We start from the raw sequence: 19,024 nt of genomic DNA on the forward strand, positions 1-19,024 counted from the left end.
AGCGCGCGTACGGCGGCGGAGCCGTGGGCGGCGGGCCTGACGCCGAAGCCGGGGGCCCCGGGGGCGCCCTCGGCCGCGGGCCGGTCCTCGGCGAGCTGCGACCTCAGCCGTACCTCGCCGCCAGCACCGGAAGAGTCCAACTCCAAGGCTTGCTGCCGCAGTTGGCCGATCACCGCCTCCAGCCGCTCGAACCAGGCGGCGACCTCCTCGTACGGAGTGGCCAGCACCTGCGCCTCCGCCAGCCGGTCATGCGGTTCGGCGAGCCGCCGGGCGAGCTGCGCGGGCGTGGTGATCCCGTCCAGGTCGGCTCGCAGCGGCGCCAGCACCTGCGTGTCGAACTCCTCGATCAGACGGCTGACGGGACGCGGATTGGGGTGGTCCGGCGCGGGCTCGGCGTCCCCCCGGTCGTCCGGGTCCTCGTCCGCCTCCGGGTCGGTGATCCACCGGCGGGCCTCGTCCACCAGCTCCTTGAGGGACGGCGGTGCGGACTCCGGCAGCCCGATGGCCGTCACGTCCTCCTCGCGGTCGGTGCTCACGCGCGCGACGGGCAGCAACAACCTCCGACCGCCGCTCCCGGACTCGGCCGTCCCGCCGAAGACGAAGAGCAGCTTGTCGCCGACGGCCAGCCCGAGCGAGGTACCCGAAACCAGCAGTTCCGACCGGCGCCGCAGGTCGTCGGGGCCGATCAGGGCCGGTCGGCGGCGGCGCACCGCCAGTTCGTTCCAGGCCCAGCGGGCGGCCAGGTCCTCGCTCGTCTCAAATGTCTGCGACTCCTCGTCGGAGGCCGCCGGGACGCTGTGGCTGATGGCGCCGCGCGGAATCGTCACCACCACGTCCTCGGCGCGCGGATCCCGGTCCAGGGTGTACGCGAGGTGGGTGTCGGCGGCCACGCCAGGCCGTGGCACATGTCCGACCAGCCGCCCCAGGAGGGCGAGCGAGCGGTGGTCGTGGGCGGTGCGCAGATAGCCCTCGTCGGCGATCCGCTCGGAGTGGAAGGTCAGCAGGTCGCCCAGGACCGCCCAGGCGTCCAGCAGCCCGATGGCCGGGTCGTCCGGGGTGCGCACCGTCAGGCCGCGCAGCGCGGGGTAGGCGGGCGAGGCGAGCCGGTCGAGCATGGCGGCCAGGAAGGAGCCGTAGTCGCCGACGCGATAGTCCAAGGCGGTGCGGCCGGGCGGGTTGTGCGGGGCGCCGGGGGCCCGGCGCTCGTCGTGGCCGCCGCAACCGCAACCGCAACCAGTGGAGTTGACGTGGTCGGGGTGGTCGCTCATCGGGCCCCCTTCAGCTCGATGACCAGGCGGCCGTTCTCGGGCCGGTCGGGGTCGTTGTCGCATTGGGCGATCTCCAGGGGGCCGAGGCGCAGGATGCCGTCCTCCAGCGCCTCGCCGTGCGATGTCTCGTACGAGGTGCCGTCAGCGGGCCCCTTCGGTCCCTCCAGCCCCTCGTGCCACAGCCGTCGCAACCGGGTGACCTCGACGCTCAGTACGCCCGGCACCGCCGCGGCGACGGCCACCAGCCGGCTGAGCCGCACCGGCTCGCCGAACGTCAGGGCGTCGGGGTGGAAGAAGCCGAGCCGCCCGCCGGCGAACCGGCGGCTGCCCAGCGCCCGGTACAGCTCGGCGAGGATCTGCCCGTGCTGATGCCCGGGCGCGGCGCACACCGCGAGCGCGATGTCCAACGGCACGGCGCGGGCCGGGCCGACCACCAGATCGTGGCCGATCCGGCGGTAGCCCTCCAGGGCGTGCGCGACCGAGTCCAGGAGGTCGGGGGGCGGTTCCCCGGTGCCGTACGCGTCGATGGCGATATGCGCCTCCTGCACACTGCCGGTCCAGCGGATCTCCGCCGCCGCGCGCTGCACACCGGGCAGCCCGCAGGCGAGCGCCGCGTAGTCCTCGGCGGTGATGGCACGGTGCCGGGTGCGCTTCAGGTCGAGCGGGGCGAGCTGGCGGACCTGGTCGACCGGTTCGGGCTCGGTGCCGCCGACGGCGGGCAGCGGATTGCGCACCCCGGCCACGGGCATGGGCTGCCCGGTATCCGCCGCTTCCGGGTCCCGGCACAGCACCAGGTGGTTGATGGCCTCGGGGCCGACGTTGCCCGCCGTGCCGCCGCCGACCCGGTAGTGGACCGCGAGCCGCGCCCCGGGCCGCGGCTCGGCGCCGTACCGGCCGTCGCCGAAGCGCAGCGCGATGCGGCCGTCGTCCTCCAGCTCCCCGACGAAGTGGCGGTCCCGGGGGCGGGAGCCCAGCAGATCGCGGCGCGGTGTCCAGGTCTCGCCGTCGGCCTCGATCCGTACGGCGGGGAGCGCGGCCCGTGGATCTGGGACGAGGGCGGCGGCCGGCCCGTGCAGCACCGGGTCCTCGGGGCGCAGCCCGGCGGCGTACGCCCGGCCCCAACTGTGCGCGATCTCCCAGGCGATGCGCCCGTCCAGGACGGTGCCCGCCCGGGCCCTGGCGGTCAGTGCGCGAAGCCGCCTCAGCTTGGTGTCGAGCAGCCGGTCACAGCGGTGCAGCAGTTCGCGCAGCGCGCGGACGGGGTGGCGGGCCAGTTGGAGGCGGTCCAGGACGCGCAGCCCGAACAGGACGGTGAGCTCGGCGATCTCCTCGTCCGAGAGCCCGTCGCGGTCACGAGCGCTGCGCCACAGCTCGGTGAGCCGCAGGCGTACCCGTCCCGGGATGGCGGCCAGGTGCTCGGCCTGTCCGGCGGCGATATGGCGCGGATCGGGGAAGGGCACGGCCTGGGTGACGGGCGCCTGGTGCAGTACGGGGCGCAAGCGCGGCACGATCCCCGGGTAGACGGACTGGGCGAGAAGTGTCCGCAGGGCCTCGGCCTGGGCGTACGCGGTGCCGGGCACGACCTTCTCGCGCCGCTGCCCGGCCGACTCCAGACCGATCCCGGCCCGGCCGGTCGCCTCGAGGCCGACGGTGGCGAACAGCTCCCGTACGTCGTCGGCGGTCAGTGGCCGCCCATGGCGGGTCCGGTCCAGCAGGGAGTCGATGAGCCGTGCGGGCGCGTTTCCGGCGTCCTTGTCGAAGCAGCCGAAGGCGGGGGGTTCACAGGAGCCGACGACGGCGGGGACGGGTGGCGCGGTGAAGGTCTCCGGTGCGCCGCAGCAGAAGGTCAGCGAGCGCCCGTGGTCGACGAGCACCACATTGCCACGCGCCACGCTGACGTCCTCGATGGGCGCGCAGTCGGTACCGCCTCGCGTTCCCGCAGTGCCTGACAGGCACAGCGGGAAGGCCAGCGCGTCCTCCCGCGCCCAGGTGACCTCCAGCACCGGCTGTTCGGCGAGCCGGTCCACGGCGGGGGTGACGGAGGTGAGGCGCACGGCCTGCCGGTGTGACGGGTCGGCGTCGCCGGGCGTTCCGGAGCGTGGCCCCCGCACCTCCTCGAAGAGCAGCAGATCGCCCGGGCGCAGGCCGATCGTGCGGGTCGCGCACTCCTCGTCGGCCCATGCGTCGCGCAGCGTGGCGGAGGTGGCGCCCGCGGGCAGCGAGCAGACCTCGCCGCCCCAGGTCCACAGGCGGATGCGGTGGTGTTCCGGCCGCAGATGGAGGGGCTGATCGGTGACGACGGGCTCGAACACCTCCACCGATCCGCGCTCGTCGAGCACGGCCAGCTCCCGGTCGTCCAGCACCGCCCCGATGTCCGGCCGGTCCAGCGGGCCGAGCGTACGCACGTCGACGGCGGCGAAGCGGTACTCCCCCGGGTCCAGGGTCAGCGGCTCGACCGTCTCCACGGTGACGAAGGCGCGGGCGTTGCAGCCGTCGTGCATCGCGTAGTCGATGAGCCGTACGTGGCGGCGTACGGACACCCGACGGCGGGCGGTGTCGAGATACGCCTCGGTGGCGACCGCGTCCTGCTGATAGCTGATCTGGTCGGCGGTGTAGGCGAGCAGCTCGACCAGGGTGGTGCCGAGGTCGGCGGCGTTGCGCTCGACCCAGTCGGGGGTGGTGAGGCGGAGCCGGTCCAGGACGACCTGGCGGAGGGTGTCGTAGTCGCGTGCGGTGTAGTCGATGACGGGGGCGGGCGCGGTCCGGAAGGTGGCCGGGAGGTCGTCGTCTTCCTCGCAGTCCTTGCAGTCCTTGCAGTCGAAGGGGGTGGGACAGTCGGGCCGGAAGGTGAACTCGGCGGAGAAGTACCGCTGGTCGAAGCCGGGGAAGGGCTCGGTGCCGGGCCGCCCGTAGGGATCGGTGTCCACGATGGAGAGCCGGTAGGCGGAGGTGTCCCCGGCCCGGTCGACGGTGACGTACAGCTTGTCGTCGAGCTCCGGGTCCTCCTCGCGCTCGACGGAGATCTCGAGGACCTCGATGCCGGTGATCCGGCGGCCACCGTCGATGCGTACGTTCTCCGGGCACAGGCCATGCGGGGCCTTGCCGAGGAAGGTGACGGTGAGGGTGGTGCCGTCGTCGCCGACCTCGACGGCGTCCACCCCGTTGAGGGCGGCGGCCCTGATGCGATCGCGCCGTGACCCGGCGGTCTGCTGGCTCACGCCCCTCCCTCCCGCTCAGTCCTGGCGCGCTTCCCTGCGCGGGCTTCCTTCGTCACTGCTCGCTCCTTCGTCGCTGCGCGGCTCCTCAAGGCCGCCCGCGCAGCGCGCCAAGACACGCTCATGCCGGCCCCCTCCCCTCGAACACCTCGTCGCGCAGACTGGCGGTGGCGCGCACCGCATACCGCAGATGGACACGCACGACGTTCTCCTCGCTGACCACGTCCAGGGACTCCACCTCGATCAGCTCGCCGAGCCGGCGTTGCAGCGACGCCTGGACGGACAGCTCGACGGCGGAGGCCAGTTCGGGGCTGTTGGGCGTGAAGACGAGATCGAGGAGGCCACATCCGAAGTCGGGCCGCATGACGCGCTCGCCGGGGCTGGTGAAGAGCAATTGCTCGATCAGATCGCGTATGTGGTCGTCGTGGTCCGCGTGCGCGGTGCGCCCGCGCCGGTCGATGCGGAACGGGAAGGCGATGTCGGTCCGTACCGTGCGGGTCCTGCCGGTCCGTGTCCTCATCCGCACCTCACCCCTTGCCGCGCGGCCGAGACGACGGGTGGCCCCTGTGGCACGAGCCCCGCGCTGAAGCACTGTGCCGAGGAGGTGTCGAGCAGTACGGGCACGCCGTCGATCAGCACCGCATCGCGGTCCGGAGTCCACCGGACGGTGGTGCACGGCAGCGGGACGCGGTCGACGGTGTGCGGGCAGCCGACGACCGTGAAGACGTCGTCGGCGGATGGCATGGGCTGCCCGTCGAGCCGCACACCGGACGACGGAACGGATGCCGCCCGTACGCGTCCGCCGTGCGGGCAACTGATCACGGCGGTATGGCTGACGAGATTGCCGGAATTCCCGGACACGTCGCTTGTCCCTCCCCGTTTACTTCTGACTATCGCTTCTTGGGCACTGTCAACCGGCCCTGGTTCAGGTCGACTTGATCTCCAACGAGGGAAACCGACGCCCCCTGGCCGTTGCTGATATGCACTCCGGTCGCGTCGATCTTCACGAACGCGCCGCCGGGCGCCTGAAGCAAGATGCCTTCGGCCGGAACGTCGGACATCACGATCTTGTGCTTCCCCGGTGTCTGGATCACCACGGGGTGCGCGGTCGCCGGATCGGTCCGCGCGTCCTCCGGAAGCTGCTCCCTGGCGCCGAACCAGCACCCGGTCCAGATGGGGAAGCTGGGGTCCCCCTGCTCGAACTCCACCCATACCCCGGCCCCGATGGACGGCACGACGTACTGCCCGGCGGGGAACCGCTGCTCCCCGGCGAACGGGAAGCAGGGCATGGCCCACGTACTTGGCTCGTCACCGAGTACGTCCGGCACGTCAGCGGTGATCCTGCCGATGCCGAGGGGGTCCTGATTGTCGCGGACCCGACCTCGGTACTTACCGAGGAAGCGGTTGTTAGGGGCTGCCGCCATAGGTGCTCCTGGTCGCTGCGTCTCCGTGGGCTCTGTGTCTCTGTGCCTCTGAGCGTCTCTGCGTCTCTGCGTCTCTTACGGCCGAACGGTGCTGTTGCGGGCGTTGAGCCCCTCACGTGTAAGCGTGAAGTTCTGCTGGAAGGCCCCGGGCCGGATGTTGTGGGTGACGGACTTGACGTAGTACTCGCCGTCGTACGTCCTCCCCGCGCCCCGCACCCCGACGAGCGTGCGGGGCTGGAGGATGTACCCGTGCCGGTTGACGTCGAGCGACCCGGATCCGGAGATCGCATCCGCGGACGTCGCCGCCCGAGCCATCGCCTCGGCCTCGGCCTGCCCCCGGTCCTTCTTCGCCGTCCCGGGGAGCGTCTTGCGCTTCAGGACGGGTGTGGGCCGCTTGCCGAGGGGCGGCCGGAGGGGGCTGATGTCCTGCTGCGGGAGGAGAGTGGAGTCCCGGGTCCTGGGGTCCTGCCAGCGGGCCTGGGGCTCCTCGCGGGCGGTGCCGTCGTAGGCGAAGGTGAGTTGGTCGACAGTGGAGTTGACGTCCATGTTGACGGTGAGGGCGTGCTGGGGTGTGCCGATGCGCTTTTCGGGGCCCCAGTAGGCGGTGGAGACCTCGGCCACGGGCCCGGGGATGAGGTAGAAGACGTAGCCGTTGGCCTGGGCGAGATCGGTGACGTATTGGAGGTCGGTGCCGGTCTGGTAGTCGACGCGCTGCTGTGCGTTGGGCGGCTGGAGGATCTTCTCTCTGACGACATCGGCTTCGATGCCGTAGTCGGTGTACTTGGCGAGGATGCGGGTGACGCGCTGCCAGGGTGAGAGGTTGGGGTAACGGTCGGTCCGCTCCTCGAGATCCATGAGGAGGGTGAGGTCTTCGCCGGTGACGGTGAGGGTGGTCTGCCCCGGCTGATTGCTGGCCCCCACCTCATGGCGCACGATGAGGCCGTCGAGGAGAACGATCGGTGTGCCCTTGACGGCGGCCGTGACGACCACGCGGGTGCGGGGATCGAAGAACCCCTCCGGGAGCAGCCGGTCGATGATCGCCCCCTTCTTGGTGAGGTCGAACGCCATCTGGAAGCCGCTGCGTTCGCCCGCGGTCGTGGTGATCTGCGCGGACAGCAGCGCCGCGGTGACCTCGGGGGGCACGGGGCGGGTGAGCTTGGGCCCCATCCGTAATTCGAGGTGAATGGGCCCTTGCCCAACGGGCTCATCGGCCATGGCGCCCCCCGCCTCCTCCCGGGAACCCGTTCGGGATCTCTATCTCCTCGCCCGGCTCTGCGGTCAGCTCACGAGGGTCGAGAACGGGGTTGGCGTCGGCGATCCGCCACCAGGCGGCGGGGTCGCCGAAGTAGCGCTGACCGAGGTGGTCGGGGCGCTCGCCGCTGCTGACGGTGTGGAAGGCGGTGTCCTCGTCCGCCTCGTTGATGGGCGGCAGCAGCCGCCGCTTGACGTACCGGACCGGTGTGCCGTCGGGCTGGGTGTGGATCCCGATCTCGGCGTCGTGGTAGCGGCTGGAGCGAGGGTAGGGGTGCGACCCCGGAATCGCGTCGAGCGCGCTTTCGTACGGCTGTGACTCTGTCATGCGTCTACACCCTCCCCAGCCCGATGTCCCCGCTGTTCAACCCCAGCGCGCTGAGCGCACCCCCGCGGGCCGCCGCGGCGAGCCGCTCCTTCTGCGCGAGATGCGCGAGATACAGCTCGGCTCCGCGGTGGCCGGCCGGCAGGTCGCTGACGGTGAGCACCTTCAGCCCGATGCTGAGGGAGGCGCGGATGGGGTTGAGGTTGACGTCGAATGCCGACTCGTTGATGGAGAGTTCCGTGATGCGGACCGGCATGACGCGCTTGCTGCCCCAGGTGAAGAGAGTCAACGGCATCTCGATCGGGCTGATCTCGATGGTCCCCTTCTTGGACAGCCGCATGGCCTCCCGCAACTTGGCGGTGGTCGGCTGCACGAGCATTTCGAGCGTCGCGAGCTGCGGGTGTATCCCGTCGGGCGCGGCCACCTCGAACTGATCGGTCGCGTCGATCTCCGCCGTGAACTTCCACGTCTCCTGTGCGGGCCCCTTGAGCCGGAGCGCCTCGTTCTTGTCCCCACTTCCGCTGCCGCCCCCGCCGCTGTCGGCTTGGTCGCCGGCGGATTGGGGAGCCAATGACCGCTCCAGCGTGTCCGGATTAAACTGCAACACGATGATCCTCTGCGGCGTCCCCCGCTCAGGGTCGACGAGAACTATTCCGGAGCGGATGGGTTTGGGGATGTCGGCGTAGCGAGTCATGTGCAGCTACCTCCTCAGCTTCGGCGGCGATCAGAGCGCCCGATCGAAGACCATCGACCACCAGTTCGTATCCCTCTTCATCGCGAAAGAATCCGATGACATGAGGTAAGTGCTCAAGAGCTCTTTATAATCAGCGATGGCCACGTCGTCCCCGCCAGCAGACCGACTAAATCCACGGAATCGCTCAACACGATAAAGAAATTCGATGAACTTCTCGAGAGATTCATTTACCACCTCTAGCTGAGGATTCGCGGACTCCAGGTCGAGCAGTACCACGTACCCCTTACGCGTATCCAGCAGATACCGCATGGCTGAGTCTGCATTCGGCGCACCGAGCACCACAAGGTCGATCGCGTCCGAGCCGTCGTGCACAGGAAACAACGAAAATGCCTCCGGCTCGCGACTGGGCTCCGCTTCGTAAATACCACTGACCCGCAACGGAAGGCCGACCGCAAACAGTACATCAAGGTTTACAGTTTCCCCTGTGAGCAGGTCACCAAGCCCGTGCGGTGCGGTCACCACTCCATGCCTGCCGAAAATTTCGATGAGTTCGCCACGACTTGCCACTCGATTTTCCTTCACTTCCCGGTAAGGTGCACGGTCGTTCTGTACGTTGGAGGCTACTCGTAGTGGATGATAAATTTCAGCAACGTACCCGTGTCCAGGCCCTCAATTTCACGGCGGATTTGCTCAATACCCACGCCGAAATTAGTGGTCGATTCGAGCATGTTGAAATTTCGCGGATGATCCGCACCCGAAGCTTGGAGCTCTCGTTGGTGGTCGGCTTGCCTCTCCCGAATCTGGTCGTTTACTGCATCGCGCAATCTCGGATTTCGCCTGTACTTACTGGAAGCATAGGCGATGAGTGCCCCCGAGTAGGATTGCGTCAGCCCTTGACGGCGCCTGCCGTAGCGCTTGAGTGGTTCGGGCGCTTTGGACGGGGCCTGATCAGGATCGTCTTCGGCGTTGTGTCGTTCGAGCTCTAGAGCTTTTCTTGCGAATTCAGTCTCTGACATACCTGGCTCGTATCCGACCCGCACAGGTACGCGTGGGCCGCCAGCGGTTGGCCTCGGCACCTCGGCCGGCTCGTTCCTACGGTTCTCCTCTTGCTCCCGCCCTATTTGGATGATACGAACCAACTGGTTGAGTACATTCTGATCCCCAACCTTCCTTGCCCAGTCTGTTCCTTGCACATTCGTTAGATCATCAGGCGCCATGCGGATCAGCTCTTGGAACTCCCGCTCCGCCACCCGTGCCGCATGAAGCCCGTAGTTGTTATCCCTCTCGTGCTCCACTCGGGCAACAAGACGCTCTAGGTAACGCTTGAATTTCTGAATGAATTCCGTCTCCGATTCTTCCCCCTTGAACAGAATCCAGTCGTCATCCATTTCCAGGAATATGGCTGCCTCTATTCGTCGCCTGATCGTTGGATCCAGAGCCTTGACCTCAGCCATTATTTTGCGCTTTGTAGCCTTCGTGACGGTCCGACGAGGGTTGAGGACAGCTTCGATGTCGACGCCGGGTGCACCTTCGGGTCGAAGCTGTGTGAGGCGGTACCAAACTCGCATTTCGGCAAGTTTGTCCCGCATGGCCGACTCTTCGGTCCCTTTCGCCAGAAGCGTGTTGACCCGAGGGCGTATGCGGGCAACGATTTCGTCCAGGCGCTTTTCCTTGGACTCCTTCGAGTCCTCCTCCTTCTTCTGCCTGTCCTTGTCCGGCTTGGACTTGGGCCTGCCCGGGCCGCTCTTGTCGGGGTGGGGCTTGCGGTTGTCGGGGCCCTTCTTGTTCGGCCGCCTGCCGGGGCCGTCCTTGTCGGGTTTGGGCTTTCGGGGGCCTGGCTTGTCGCCGTCCTTGTCCGGCTTGGGCTTCTTGCCGTTGTCTTCCCTCGGCCTGGTGGGCTTGTCGCCGTCCTTGTCGGGCTTGGGTTTCTTCGGGTCGTCCTTGTCGGGCTTGGTCGGGTCCTGGTCCTTGGGGTCTTTGGTCGGGGGCTTGTCGTCGTTCTTCGGTCGGTCCTCGGGGCCCTTGTCGTCCTTGGGGCTGCCGGGGGTTTTGTCGTCCTTGGGGTTGGGCTTTGTCTGCGGCTCGGGCTTCGGCTTCGCCGGGGGTTCCGGCTTGGGGGTGGGCTTGGCCGTCGGGGTTGGGCGGGTGTCCGGGTGGTCTTCCTCGGGCCTGGGCTTGCCGTTTTTGTCCTTTGTTGTGGGGGCTGAGGTCTTGGTGTCGGGTGTTGTCTTTGGCCTGCCGGGGGTGTCGGCCTTCGTTGGCCTGCTCTGCGGCTGCGCTGTCGGCCTCTTGGGCGTCGGTTCGGCGCCGGGCTTCGGCTTCGTGGCCGTTGGCGTCGGGCGCGGCGTCGTTTTCGGTACGGTCGGCTCCTGCGGCTTCTCCTCGGTGCCGGGCTTGCCGCCCCGACCGTTCGAGCCCTCCCCGTCCGCGCCGCCCTTGCCGCCCGCTCCACCCTTGCCACCCTTGCCCCGGCCCAGCTTCGCCGCGATGGCCTTGAAGCGCCGGCCCACCTTCGCCACGTACTTGCCGATCCCCGACAGCAGCGCCTGGTAGGCCAATTCGAGGAGCGCCACGATGCCCGCCGCGACCGCCTTCGCGAAGAGAAGGCCCGCGCCGCCCATGCGGACGAGCTTCAGCCAGTCGAGGACCGCTCCCATCGCGCGCAGGATCGCGCCGAGCGAGCCGATGGCCGTGCGGATGGCGTCGATGACGGCCATCACCCAGCCCGCCCCGGGGATCAGCTTGGCGATGACCTTCGTGATGACGATCTCGCCGATGATGAAGGGGAGTTGAGGGACGATCGCGTCCCACGTCTCCTTGACGATCTGCTCCAGCGTGAAGCCGCCCTTGAACAGCCTGTCCAAGATGGCCTTGGGGACGCCGATAATCTCCTGGATCTTGGACTGGAACCAGTCCTTGACGGCGGACTTGACCTCCCGGAACAGGTGGTTCTTCGCGCCGTCCACCGCCGAGTTCTTGGCACCGCTCAGCCAGCCGCCGGGGTCGGTGAGGAAGTCGACCGCGATGAGCATGAAGTCGCCGAGTGCGCCCAGCAACTTGGAGGCGAAATCCAGGACCTGCTTGACCGCGTCCACGACGGCCTTGACCACGTCCATCAGCATCTTCTTGAGGACGTCCAGGATGCTGCTCAGCAGCTTGCCGAGGGCGTTCAGCAGGTCGGTGATGGCCTGCTTGAGCATCGTGGCGAGCTTGTTGACGAGGGCGATCGCGGCGTTGATCAGGCCCGTGATGAAGTTCCGGATGCGCTTCGCCAGGTCGATGACGGCCCGCACCATCGCCTTGGCGAACTCGATCAGATCGTTGATGAAGTTCTTGATCGCGTCGACGATCGCCTTGCGGGCATCGTTGATCCAGCGCTCGACGGTCTCCTTGAAGTTCTTGATGAACCCGATGACCGCGTCCCGCGCCTCCCGGATGACACGGACGATCGCCTTCTTGATCTCGATGACCTTGTCTTTGATCCAGTCAAAGGCTTTGCTGACCCAGTTGCCCGATTCCTCGACGCTGTCGTCGCGCTTCTTCTCGGCGTCCCGTTCCGCCTGGTCGCCCTTGTCCTGGATCTTCTTGTCGCTGTCGTCCTTCTCCTTGTCGACGTCCTTGTCGGTCTGCTCTTCCTTGTCCTTGACGTCCTTGCGGATCTTCTCGTGGCGCTCGGACTTCTTGTCGCCGAGCGACTGAAGCTCCTTGTCCTGCTCCGTGCGCCAGTCCGCGCGCTTGGCGGTGACCTCCGTCATCGCCTTCTCGCGCTCGCTCGCCTGGCTCTTCGTATTGCCCGCGACCTCGGCGTCTACCTGCTGCTTGTGCTTCTGCTGACCGTTCCGGAAGTCGCGGTCCTTGGTCTGCCGCCCCTCGGACATGCTCTTCCGGCCATCGGTGAACGCCGCCTGGAACTGCGGTCCGCGTTCGTGCTCGGCCACTTCCGACGCGGCCTCGGGAGGGACGGCCCCCGTCGTGGCGCCGCCGCCGGGCGCACCGCCGCCCCCGCCGCCGCCCTGGCCGGGGACCTTGGCCGCCATCTGTTCCTTGGGCGCGTCGGGATAGACCTGGTCCTCGCCCATCCCGCGGCCCGCGTCGTCGCGGCCCGTCGCGACGGTCTCCTGGCCCTTGGTGTCGACGGCTGAGCCCTGCTCACCGGCCGTCTGGTCGGCGGCGCCCTGCATCTGCACGCCCGGCGCGTTGCCCGCCTGGGCCTGCTTGAGCGCTTCGTCCTTGGTCGGCAGTCCGGCGAACTTCGCGGCCAACTCCTGCGGGTCCACTACGGGTTTGTCGGCGCCGAAGAGGCTCGTCACCCCGTTCACGATCTTGCCGCCGATGAAGCCCAGGGCCATCTTGAAGGTGTCCCAGCCGCCGGGCTCCTCCGCCTTCTCCGCCTCGATCTGCCCCTCGGGCTCCTTGGCGCCCGTGACCTCGGCGTCCTCCTTCTCCGGCGCCTCGGACTTCTGGGCCGGATCCTGCGAGTACTGGGCCGGGGCGTCGGTTGCGGGCTTGCCCTGGAGGGTCTGCGGGGCGCCCGCCGGGCGCTGCATCGAGGGCGGGGCGGCGGCGAGCGCCTTGTGTTCGTCGCCGACGGTACGGTCCACCGAGCCGCTCACACCGGTCATGGCCTGGAGCGCCACATGGGGCTTGAGCTTGGAGGCGGTGGACAGGCCCGCTTCCGGGGAGACCTGGGAGAGGTTCGGGGCCGGGCCGGAGTCCTTCTTCTTGCCCTTGACGGAAGCAGACGCCTTGCCACCGCCACCGCCCGCGCCGCCACCGCCGCCGCTCGGTGTCTTGGCGGCCGGGGCCGACTTGGGCGCCGTGGGCTTCGCTCCTGACGCGGACTTGGGTGCCGGCGTCTCCTTCGGTGGCGAGGGTGCAGGGTCGGCGGTCTTCTTGGGTTCCGGGGCGGACGGCGCCGACTCCGCCGCCGGGGCCTCCGTACGCTCCGCCGGTGCGCTCTGCTCGCTCTGCGCCCCGCTGCTCGCCCCGCCGGGCGTATCCGCGTTGGACCCGCCCGTGACCTGGGTGTCCCGTGCGGGTGAGGGGGACTTGGCGTCCGCCGTGGGTTCGCTCTTGGCCGCCGGCTCCGCGTCCGCCTTCTTCTGTTCCGCCTTGGCCGCGGGCTCCTGCGCCGCCTGACCGCCCACCGCCTGTTGGGACGCCTTCTCCTGTACACCGCCCGGCGCGTCACCCGCCGCAGGCGTGCCCTTCTCCTCCTTGGCGGCCTGTTCCGTGGCTTCGCTGCCGTCCTCCGACCTGCCCGCGGCCTCCTGCACCGTCGTCTGGGCGACGACGGGCCCGTCCTTGGGATCGGCGCCGCTCTTCGGGTCCCGGGTCGCGGCCGGTCCCGGTCGGCTCTCGGCGGCCTGCTCCACGGCCAGACCGTCGAGATCGGCGGGACCGCCGCCTGCCGCCGCCGCGCCGTCGTCCGCCTCCGCCGACGGCTCGGCTCCGGCAGCCGAGTCCGCGGTGTCCTCATCGGGTTCGGCGTCCGCCGCCTCGTCCTCGGCGTCCTCCGCGTCCCGCTCGGCCTGCACCTTGTCGGCCTTGGTCACCGGTGGGGCGGGGAACGACGGGACGGGAGGGGTGGCGGACGAGGCGGGGTCGAGCGTGTCCGCGGTCGGTACGCCGGACACATCGAGGTCCTGCTCCGGCAGGAAGTCCTCCGGCTGGAGCTTGGTGTCCCAGGCGCTCTTCTCCGCGCCCCCGACCTCGACCTCCGACTCACTGCCCGAGCCGAACGGATCCTCCTCGGCCCGCTCCTCGGGGCCGTCCAGATCCTGGGCGCGTACGCCGTCGAGGGTGGAGAACGCGCCGGGCGACTGGGTGTCTTTGCCGGACACCGTCGGCGAACCCGTGGGTTTGTCCGCGCCCGGCTTGTCCTGCTGCTTCAACTGCCGGCCCGCCACGAGCGCATCGGCCGCGCCCGGACGGTTCTTGGCCGCCGACTCCTCCTTGCTCGGCGTCGCGGCGCCCTGCTGCTCCTGCCCTTCCTTGCCTCCGTCCCCCGACTTGTCTTCCTTGGCGTCGTTGGCCTTCTCCGAGCCCCCGGACTTCCCGCCCGAGGACGAGGACGAGGACGAGGAAGAGGAAGAGGCCGACGACGGCTGCTGGGCCTGAGGCTGGGGCGCGGCCGCCGGTGCCGCCGCGTCCGACCCGCCGGACTTCCCACCCGAGGCAGGGCTTCCGCCCTCGCGCCCCGCGTCGGCGCCCGGCCTCCGCGCCTGGCCCCCGCCCCGGCCCTCCTTCCCGGAAGCGCCCCCACCGTTCCGCGGCGTACTGCCCGGCGCGCCCTCCTCCGCGGGCTCGTCCTTCTCCGGACCCGACGCAGGCGCGGGGCGCCGCTCCTCCTCGCGCCGCTCTTCCGCCCTCAGCCGCTGCGTCTCGCGCTCGAACAGCAGCTCCTCGACCGGATCCGGCTCGACGTCCGGGGCGGCCAGCGGCTCCCGCTCCAGGTCGTCGTCCGCCTCGATCTCGTCGACGAAGTCGAGCACCCGCTCGTGCTCCGAGCTGAGGAGCCTGGTCTCCAGGCGGTCGAGGACGGCGTCCTGCACCTCGTCCGGCATCCGCGCCAGTTGCATACGGGTGCGCTTGGAGCGGTCCTCGGGGTCGCCGCGCAGGGAGCGGATCACGCCGCCCGCGAGACGGTCCACCAGCGTCGCCGGGTCGAGCTTCTCCATGCGGTTGCGGTCGGCGTCGACCGTGGCGTAGCGGAGCCAGCCGGGGGTGGTGGACTTCTCCGGCGCCACGTCCGCTTCCGGCTGCCCGCCGCGGACCAGCTCCCGCGCCGTGCCCTCCGCCTCGCGCTCCATCGTGTCCTGCGGGAGGCTCACCGCGCCCAGGTCGCGGCCCGCGCGCAGGGTGCCGAGGCCGTGGGGGTTCTGGACGGTGTGCAGCAGTTCGTGGGCGAGGAGGCGCCGGCCTTCCGTCGTGCCGGGGCGGTAGGTGTTCTCGCGGAAGAAGATGTCCTGGCCGACCGCCACCGCGTCCGCGCCCAGCAGTTCGGTGAGGTGGCCGGCGTCGCGGTCGGTGTGCAGGCGGACCTGGCCGAGGTCGTGGCCGAGCTGTTCCTCGAGGTCACGCCGGACGCTCGGGTCGAGGGGCTGTCCCGCGCCGCTGACGATGTCCTTGGGCTCGGGCGCACGGGCCTTGCCGGTCCGCTCCTTGCGCTTGCGGCGCTTGGCGGACTGGGACGCGCGGTCGTCCTGGGTGGCGGACGGTGTGTTGGTCATGTCTCCTCCCGCCCCCTTCCGGACAGGCCCGCGTGCACGGCCCTGGCCAGGGCCTCGCCCAGCCGGGCCGGGGAGGTGGTGGCGGGGAGCGGGGGCAGGTCGGACAGGGCCTCGATCGCCGTGCCCTCCCCGGCCGCAGCCAGCGGTACGCCGCGCTCCCGCACCAGCCGGGCCAGCTCCGTCTGGAACGCCGCCGAGACCCGGTCCGGGTCGATCCCGGCGCCGAAGCCGGACAGCGCCAGCTCGCCGATGTCCACACGCACCGCACGCGGTTGCTCGTTCAGACCCATCCGTGGACCTCCGAGGGCGTGAGCGAACGGTCCAGCTTCTGGTACTCGGTACGCGCCGCCGCCAGCATGTGGCGCATCTGGAGGCGGTCGCCCTCCTCGGCGGCGAGGAAGGCGCCCGAGAGCGCGATATTGCGGATCGAGCCGCCCGCCACGGTGAGTTGGGCAAGGCGCTGGGGGTCGATGTCCTTCATCGGCGCCTGTGCGGGAAGCACCCGGCGCCAGATCTCGGCGCGCTCGCTCTCACCGGGGAAGGGGAAGTCGACGACGAAGCGGATCCGGCGCATGAAGGCCGGGTCGAGGGCCTTCTTCATATTGGTGGTGAGGATGGCCAGGCCCCGGTACGCCTCCATGCGCATCAGCAGATAGCTGACCTCCAGGTTGGCGTACCGGTCGTGGCTGTCCTTGACCTCGCTGCGCTTGCCGAACAGCGCGTCCGCCTCGTCGAAGAGGAGCAGTGCGCCACCGCGTTCGGCGGCGTCGAAGACCTTGCGCAGGTTCTTCTCGGTCTCGCCGATGTATTTGCTGACCACCTGGGAGAGGTCGATGATGAAGAGGTCCAGGCCCAGTTCCTCGGCCATCACCTCGGCGGCGAGGGTCTTGCCGGTGCCGGAGCCGCCCGCGAACAGGGCGGTGACGCCGAGGCCCCGGCGGAGTGTCGCGGCGAAGCCCCACTCCTGGTGGACGGTGGCGCGCTGCCGCACATGGGCGACGATCTCGCGCAGGATCCGCGACTGGTGGTCGGCGAGCACCAGATCGTCCCAGGCGGCCTCGGGTTCGATCCGCCGGCCCAGCTCGTCCAGGCCGATGCGCGCCTCGATGAGCCCGGCGCGCCAGGCGAGTTCGGTGGGGTCGAGTGCGTCCGTGTCGGCGCCCGTGCCCGTGTCGGGGAGGTCACGGCGTACGGCGGCGGCCGCCGAGCGGATGACATGCGGCGGCAACTGGAACTGGGCGACCAGTGACCGCAGATGGCCCTCCTGGATCCGCGGGATGTCGGCGAAGGCGTCCGCCCAGAGGGCGAGTTGTTCGGTGTCGTCCAGCCCGGGTACGGTGACGCGCTCGCCGCGCGGGCGGCCGGTCGGGCGCGGGTCCTGGCCGGAGACGACGAGGGGCACGGCTGCGGCCTCGATGAACGCGTCGGTGGCGGCCGTCTGTTCCCGGTCCATCTCGCCGACCTCCAGCAGGAGCGCCGCGGGCAGCAGGACGGCCTCGCGCTGCCAGAGGCGGGCGAGCCGGTCGCGTTCGGCCGCGTCGGTGGGGACGTCGTCCGAGGCCATGACGTACAGGGCGAGTCCGGTGCGACGGGCGGCCGTGGCGGCGATATCGGTACGGGTGGTGAGGTCGCCGCCGACGAGTTCCACGCGCAGCGGGGCCTTAGGCCGGGACTCGTTCCAGCCCGCGGCCACCCGGTCCGCCGCCCGGCCGTAGGAGGCGGGCAGGGTCCGCGGGGCCTGTGCGCGGCGCAGCAGCCCGTGCAGCCGGGCGTCGAGGTAGGGCGATCCGGCCAGGAAGTGCAGGATGCGCTCGTCGATCCGCAGCCGGGAGGTGGTGAGCCGGGTCTCGTCGTCCAGCTCCGCCAACCGCCAGCGGCGGAGCGGGGACACGGGGGTGAGCGCGCTCCAGTGCGGCTCGTCGAGCGCGGCGAGGGCGAGCGAGAAGGTGGGGTAGGTACGCGTCGGGTCGCCGCTGGCGGCGGCGCACCGCGCGGCGGCGGTGGGGTCCAGTTCGGCCGCCGCCGCCAGCAGGACGAGCTGGCGCTCGAAGGTGCTGAGGCCGAAACAGGCCACGAGCGCGTCGAGGGTGGCGGGGCCGGAGATCGCCCTCCGGGCGGTGGCGGGGTGGGTGGCGGTGGCATCGTCCGGGGCCGCGGAGGGGTTGTGCGTACGGTGTCCGTCGGAACGGGAGCCGTTGGGCGCGGGACCGGTGGTCGTCGCCTGGGACCTGGTCCGTTGCGGCGAATGGTGGGCGTCGCCCTCGGCGGGAGTGGTGGGCTCGTCGGTGGTGACGGCATCGCGGGGTGCGGCGCCGCCGGAGCCGGAGGCGCCGGGCCGGGAGCCGTTGGAGGTGGCGCGGCGCGCATGGGCGTCGACGCGGGCCAGTACGGCCTGGACGGCGGCGGCCAGGGCCTGTCCGTCCTCGGCGGCGATGGAGTCGCCACCCGTTACGGAGTCGCCGTCCGCGATGGCGTCCCCGCCCGCGATGGCATCGGCGGCCGCCGATGCGTGGCCGTCCCGCGTACCCATGCTGTCGTCCACCCCCTTCTCCCCCATCCCGTGCCTCAGCTCTCCGTGTCCTCGGAGCGCCCGCCGCGGCGCCTGGGCGTGGCCTTGCGGGTACGGCTGGGCGCGGCGGCCGACTTGGCGGCGGCGGTCTTGGTGGTCTTGCTCGGGGCCGACTTGGTGGCGGCGGCTTTGGCGGTCTTGGCGGCAGCCGTCTTGGCAGCGGGCGTCTTGGCAGCAGCCGCTTTCGTGGCGGCGGAACGCTTCCCGGCGGGCTTCGCGGCGGCCGCCGTCTCGTTCTGCGTCGCCGCCTCCGCCTCCGCCCGGGCGGGCTCCTCGGGCCGCTCCGGATCCGCCCCCGGCAGGGTGGGTGGCTCCGGTGCCCCCGGCGCGCCGAAGGGCAGCACCCGTACCGTGGGCCGTTCCACCGGCTTCGCCGGGACCGGCCGCTCGCGCCCCTCGATCAGGACCAGCGAGCCCTGATAGCAGACCGACAGCACATACGGGGTCTGGTAGAGCATCCCCCAGAGCTTGGAGGTCTCGTCCACGTCCATCTGCGTCGGTGTGAAGCGCACCCGCTGCACCGACTCGGCCAGGTCGCTGCCCGCCAGATACGGGCGCCGGGCGGCCTCCTCGATCACGTCCTTCGGCAGCATCGGTATCTCGTGCAGAGTGCGCACCACACTGCCGATCAGGCGCTGCCCGACCAGTTCGGACTCCTCCCCGTACGCGCTGATCAGATAGTGCAGATCCATCGCCGCGGCCGGTCGCTTGAGCAGCGTGCCGTCCGAGGCCCGGGTGGGCAGGTCGGTGGCGCGCATGGAGGTGTTCGGGGTGACCTGGTAGAGGAAGATGTTGATGGTCGGTTCGGTGGGCGGCTCCGTCGGGGGCCTGCGGGTGTCCACCGTGACCGCGATGTCGATCTCGGGCCGCAGATTGTTCGCGATCAGCAGCGCGAGGGCCTGGGTGACGGTGGCGAACGCGAGTCCGTTGCTCATGGTGTCAGTCCCTCCTCTCGCCGCGCGCCAGGTAGTCGTCCAGGCTCAGCGCGGGTGCGCGCCGTCCCGCCGTTCCGGGGCGGGCGGGCGCGGCTCGGTCGGCGCCGGGCG

12 protein-coding genes and 1 pseudogene are annotated in these 19,024 nt (G+C 70.3%); all 13 read right to left on the reverse strand.

Annotation, left to right across the window (positions count from 1 at the left end; translation table 11 throughout):
* A pseudogene (locus KN815_RS32690) lies at window positions 1–1,268 on the reverse strand (putative baseplate assembly protein); the annotation flags it as partial.
* A complete protein-coding gene (locus KN815_RS32695) occupies window positions 1,265–4,486 on the reverse strand; it encodes a putative baseplate assembly protein (protein WP_216345476.1) in 3,222 nt (1,073 codons plus the stop codon). The pseudogene KN815_RS32690 and the gene KN815_RS32695, both read right to left, overlap by 4 nt.
* A gap of 118 nt (window positions 4,487–4,604) precedes the next feature.
* Entirely contained in the window at window positions 4,605–5,003 is a 399-nt protein-coding gene (locus tag KN815_RS32700) for a GPW/gp25 family protein (RefSeq protein WP_216345477.1), read from the reverse strand.
* The gene (locus tag KN815_RS32705) at window positions 5,000–5,344 is read right to left on the reverse strand and encodes a hypothetical protein (protein WP_211127253.1); all 345 of its coding nucleotides are present in this window, start codon (window positions 5,342–5,344) and stop codon (window positions 5,000–5,002) included. Before KN815_RS32705 ends, KN815_RS32700 begins: the two co-directional genes overlap by 4 nt.
* A 29-nt stretch (window positions 5,345–5,373) precedes the next feature.
* Window positions 5,374–5,907, reverse strand: coding sequence for a phage baseplate assembly protein V (locus KN815_RS32710; protein WP_216345478.1), 534 nt, complete (start codon window positions 5,905–5,907; stop codon window positions 5,374–5,376).
* 75 nt (window positions 5,908–5,982) lie between these two features.
* Window positions 5,983–7,122 carry a hypothetical protein gene (locus KN815_RS32715; protein ID WP_216345479.1) on the reverse strand — a complete coding sequence of 380 codons (1,140 nt, stop codon included), beginning with the start codon at window positions 7,120–7,122 and terminating at the stop codon, window positions 5,983–5,985.
* Window positions 7,112–7,486 (reverse strand): LysM peptidoglycan-binding domain-containing protein, encoded by a 375-nt coding sequence (locus KN815_RS32720; RefSeq protein ID WP_216345480.1) that lies wholly within the window; start codon window positions 7,484–7,486, stop codon window positions 7,112–7,114. The genes KN815_RS32715 and KN815_RS32720 overlap by 11 nt, the downstream gene beginning before the upstream one ends.
* A gap of 4 nt (window positions 7,487–7,490) precedes the next feature.
* Window positions 7,491–8,177, reverse strand: coding sequence for a hypothetical protein (locus KN815_RS32725; protein WP_216345481.1), 687 nt, complete (start codon window positions 8,175–8,177; stop codon window positions 7,491–7,493).
* A 30-nt stretch (window positions 8,178–8,207) separates the two neighbouring features.
* On the reverse strand, window positions 8,208–8,744 hold the full coding sequence (locus KN815_RS32730) for an SUKH-4 family immunity protein (RefSeq protein WP_216345482.1): 537 nt from the start codon (window positions 8,742–8,744) through the stop codon (window positions 8,208–8,210).
* A 53-nt stretch (window positions 8,745–8,797) separates the two neighbouring features.
* Window positions 8,798–15,409 (reverse strand): eCIS core domain-containing protein, encoded by a 6,612-nt coding sequence (locus KN815_RS32735; RefSeq protein ID WP_253209382.1) that lies wholly within the window; start codon window positions 15,407–15,409, stop codon window positions 8,798–8,800.
* Window positions 15,406–15,699 (reverse strand): hypothetical protein, encoded by a 294-nt coding sequence (locus tag KN815_RS32740; protein ID WP_216345483.1) that lies wholly within the window; start codon window positions 15,697–15,699, stop codon window positions 15,406–15,408. Before KN815_RS32740 ends, KN815_RS32735 begins: the two co-directional genes overlap by 4 nt.
* Window positions 15,690–17,939, reverse strand: a complete 2,250-nt coding sequence (locus KN815_RS32745; RefSeq protein WP_372458544.1) for an ATP-binding protein — start codon at window positions 17,937–17,939, stop codon at window positions 15,690–15,692. Before KN815_RS32745 ends, KN815_RS32740 begins: the two co-directional genes overlap by 10 nt.
* Before the next feature lie 35 nt (window positions 17,940–17,974).
* Window positions 17,975–18,913 (reverse strand): Pvc16 family protein, encoded by a 939-nt coding sequence (locus KN815_RS32750; RefSeq protein ID WP_216345485.1) that lies wholly within the window; start codon window positions 18,911–18,913, stop codon window positions 17,975–17,977.
* Window positions 18,914–19,024: the final 111 nt, after the last annotated feature.

The organism is Streptomyces niphimycinicus (genome assembly GCF_018883605.1).
GTDB classification, from domain to species: domain Bacteria; phylum Actinomycetota; class Actinomycetes; order Streptomycetales; family Streptomycetaceae; genus Streptomyces; species Streptomyces niphimycinicus.

Coding starts and splice junctions, on each gene's coding strand:
- KN815_RS32700 (WP_216345477.1), bottom strand. CDS start 5,003: ATGAGGACACGGACCGGCAGGACCCGCACGGTACGGACCGACATCGCC.
- KN815_RS32710 (WP_216345478.1), bottom strand. CDS start 5,907: ATGGCGGCAGCCCCTAACAACCGCTTCCTCGGTAAGTACCGAGGTCGG.
- KN815_RS32715 (WP_216345479.1), bottom strand. CDS start 7,122: ATGGCCGATGAGCCCGTTGGGCAAGGGCCCATTCACCTCGAATTACGG.
- KN815_RS32720 (WP_216345480.1), bottom strand. CDS start 7,486: ATGACAGAGTCACAGCCGTACGAAAGCGCGCTCGACGCGATTCCGGGG.
- KN815_RS32725 (WP_216345481.1), bottom strand. CDS start 8,177: ATGACTCGCTACGCCGACATCCCCAAACCCATCCGCTCCGGAATAGTT.
- KN815_RS32735 (WP_253209382.1), bottom strand. CDS start 15,409: ATGACCAACACACCGTCCGCCACCCAGGACGACCGCGCGTCCCAGTCC.
- KN815_RS32740 (WP_216345483.1), bottom strand. CDS start 15,699: ATGGGTCTGAACGAGCAACCGCGTGCGGTGCGTGTGGACATCGGCGAG.
- KN815_RS32745 (WP_372458544.1), bottom strand. CDS start 17,939: ATGGGTACGCGGGACGGCCACGCATCGGCGGCCGCCGATGCCATCGCG.
- KN815_RS32750 (WP_216345485.1), bottom strand. CDS start 18,913: ATGAGCAACGGACTCGCGTTCGCCACCGTCACCCAGGCCCTCGCGCTG.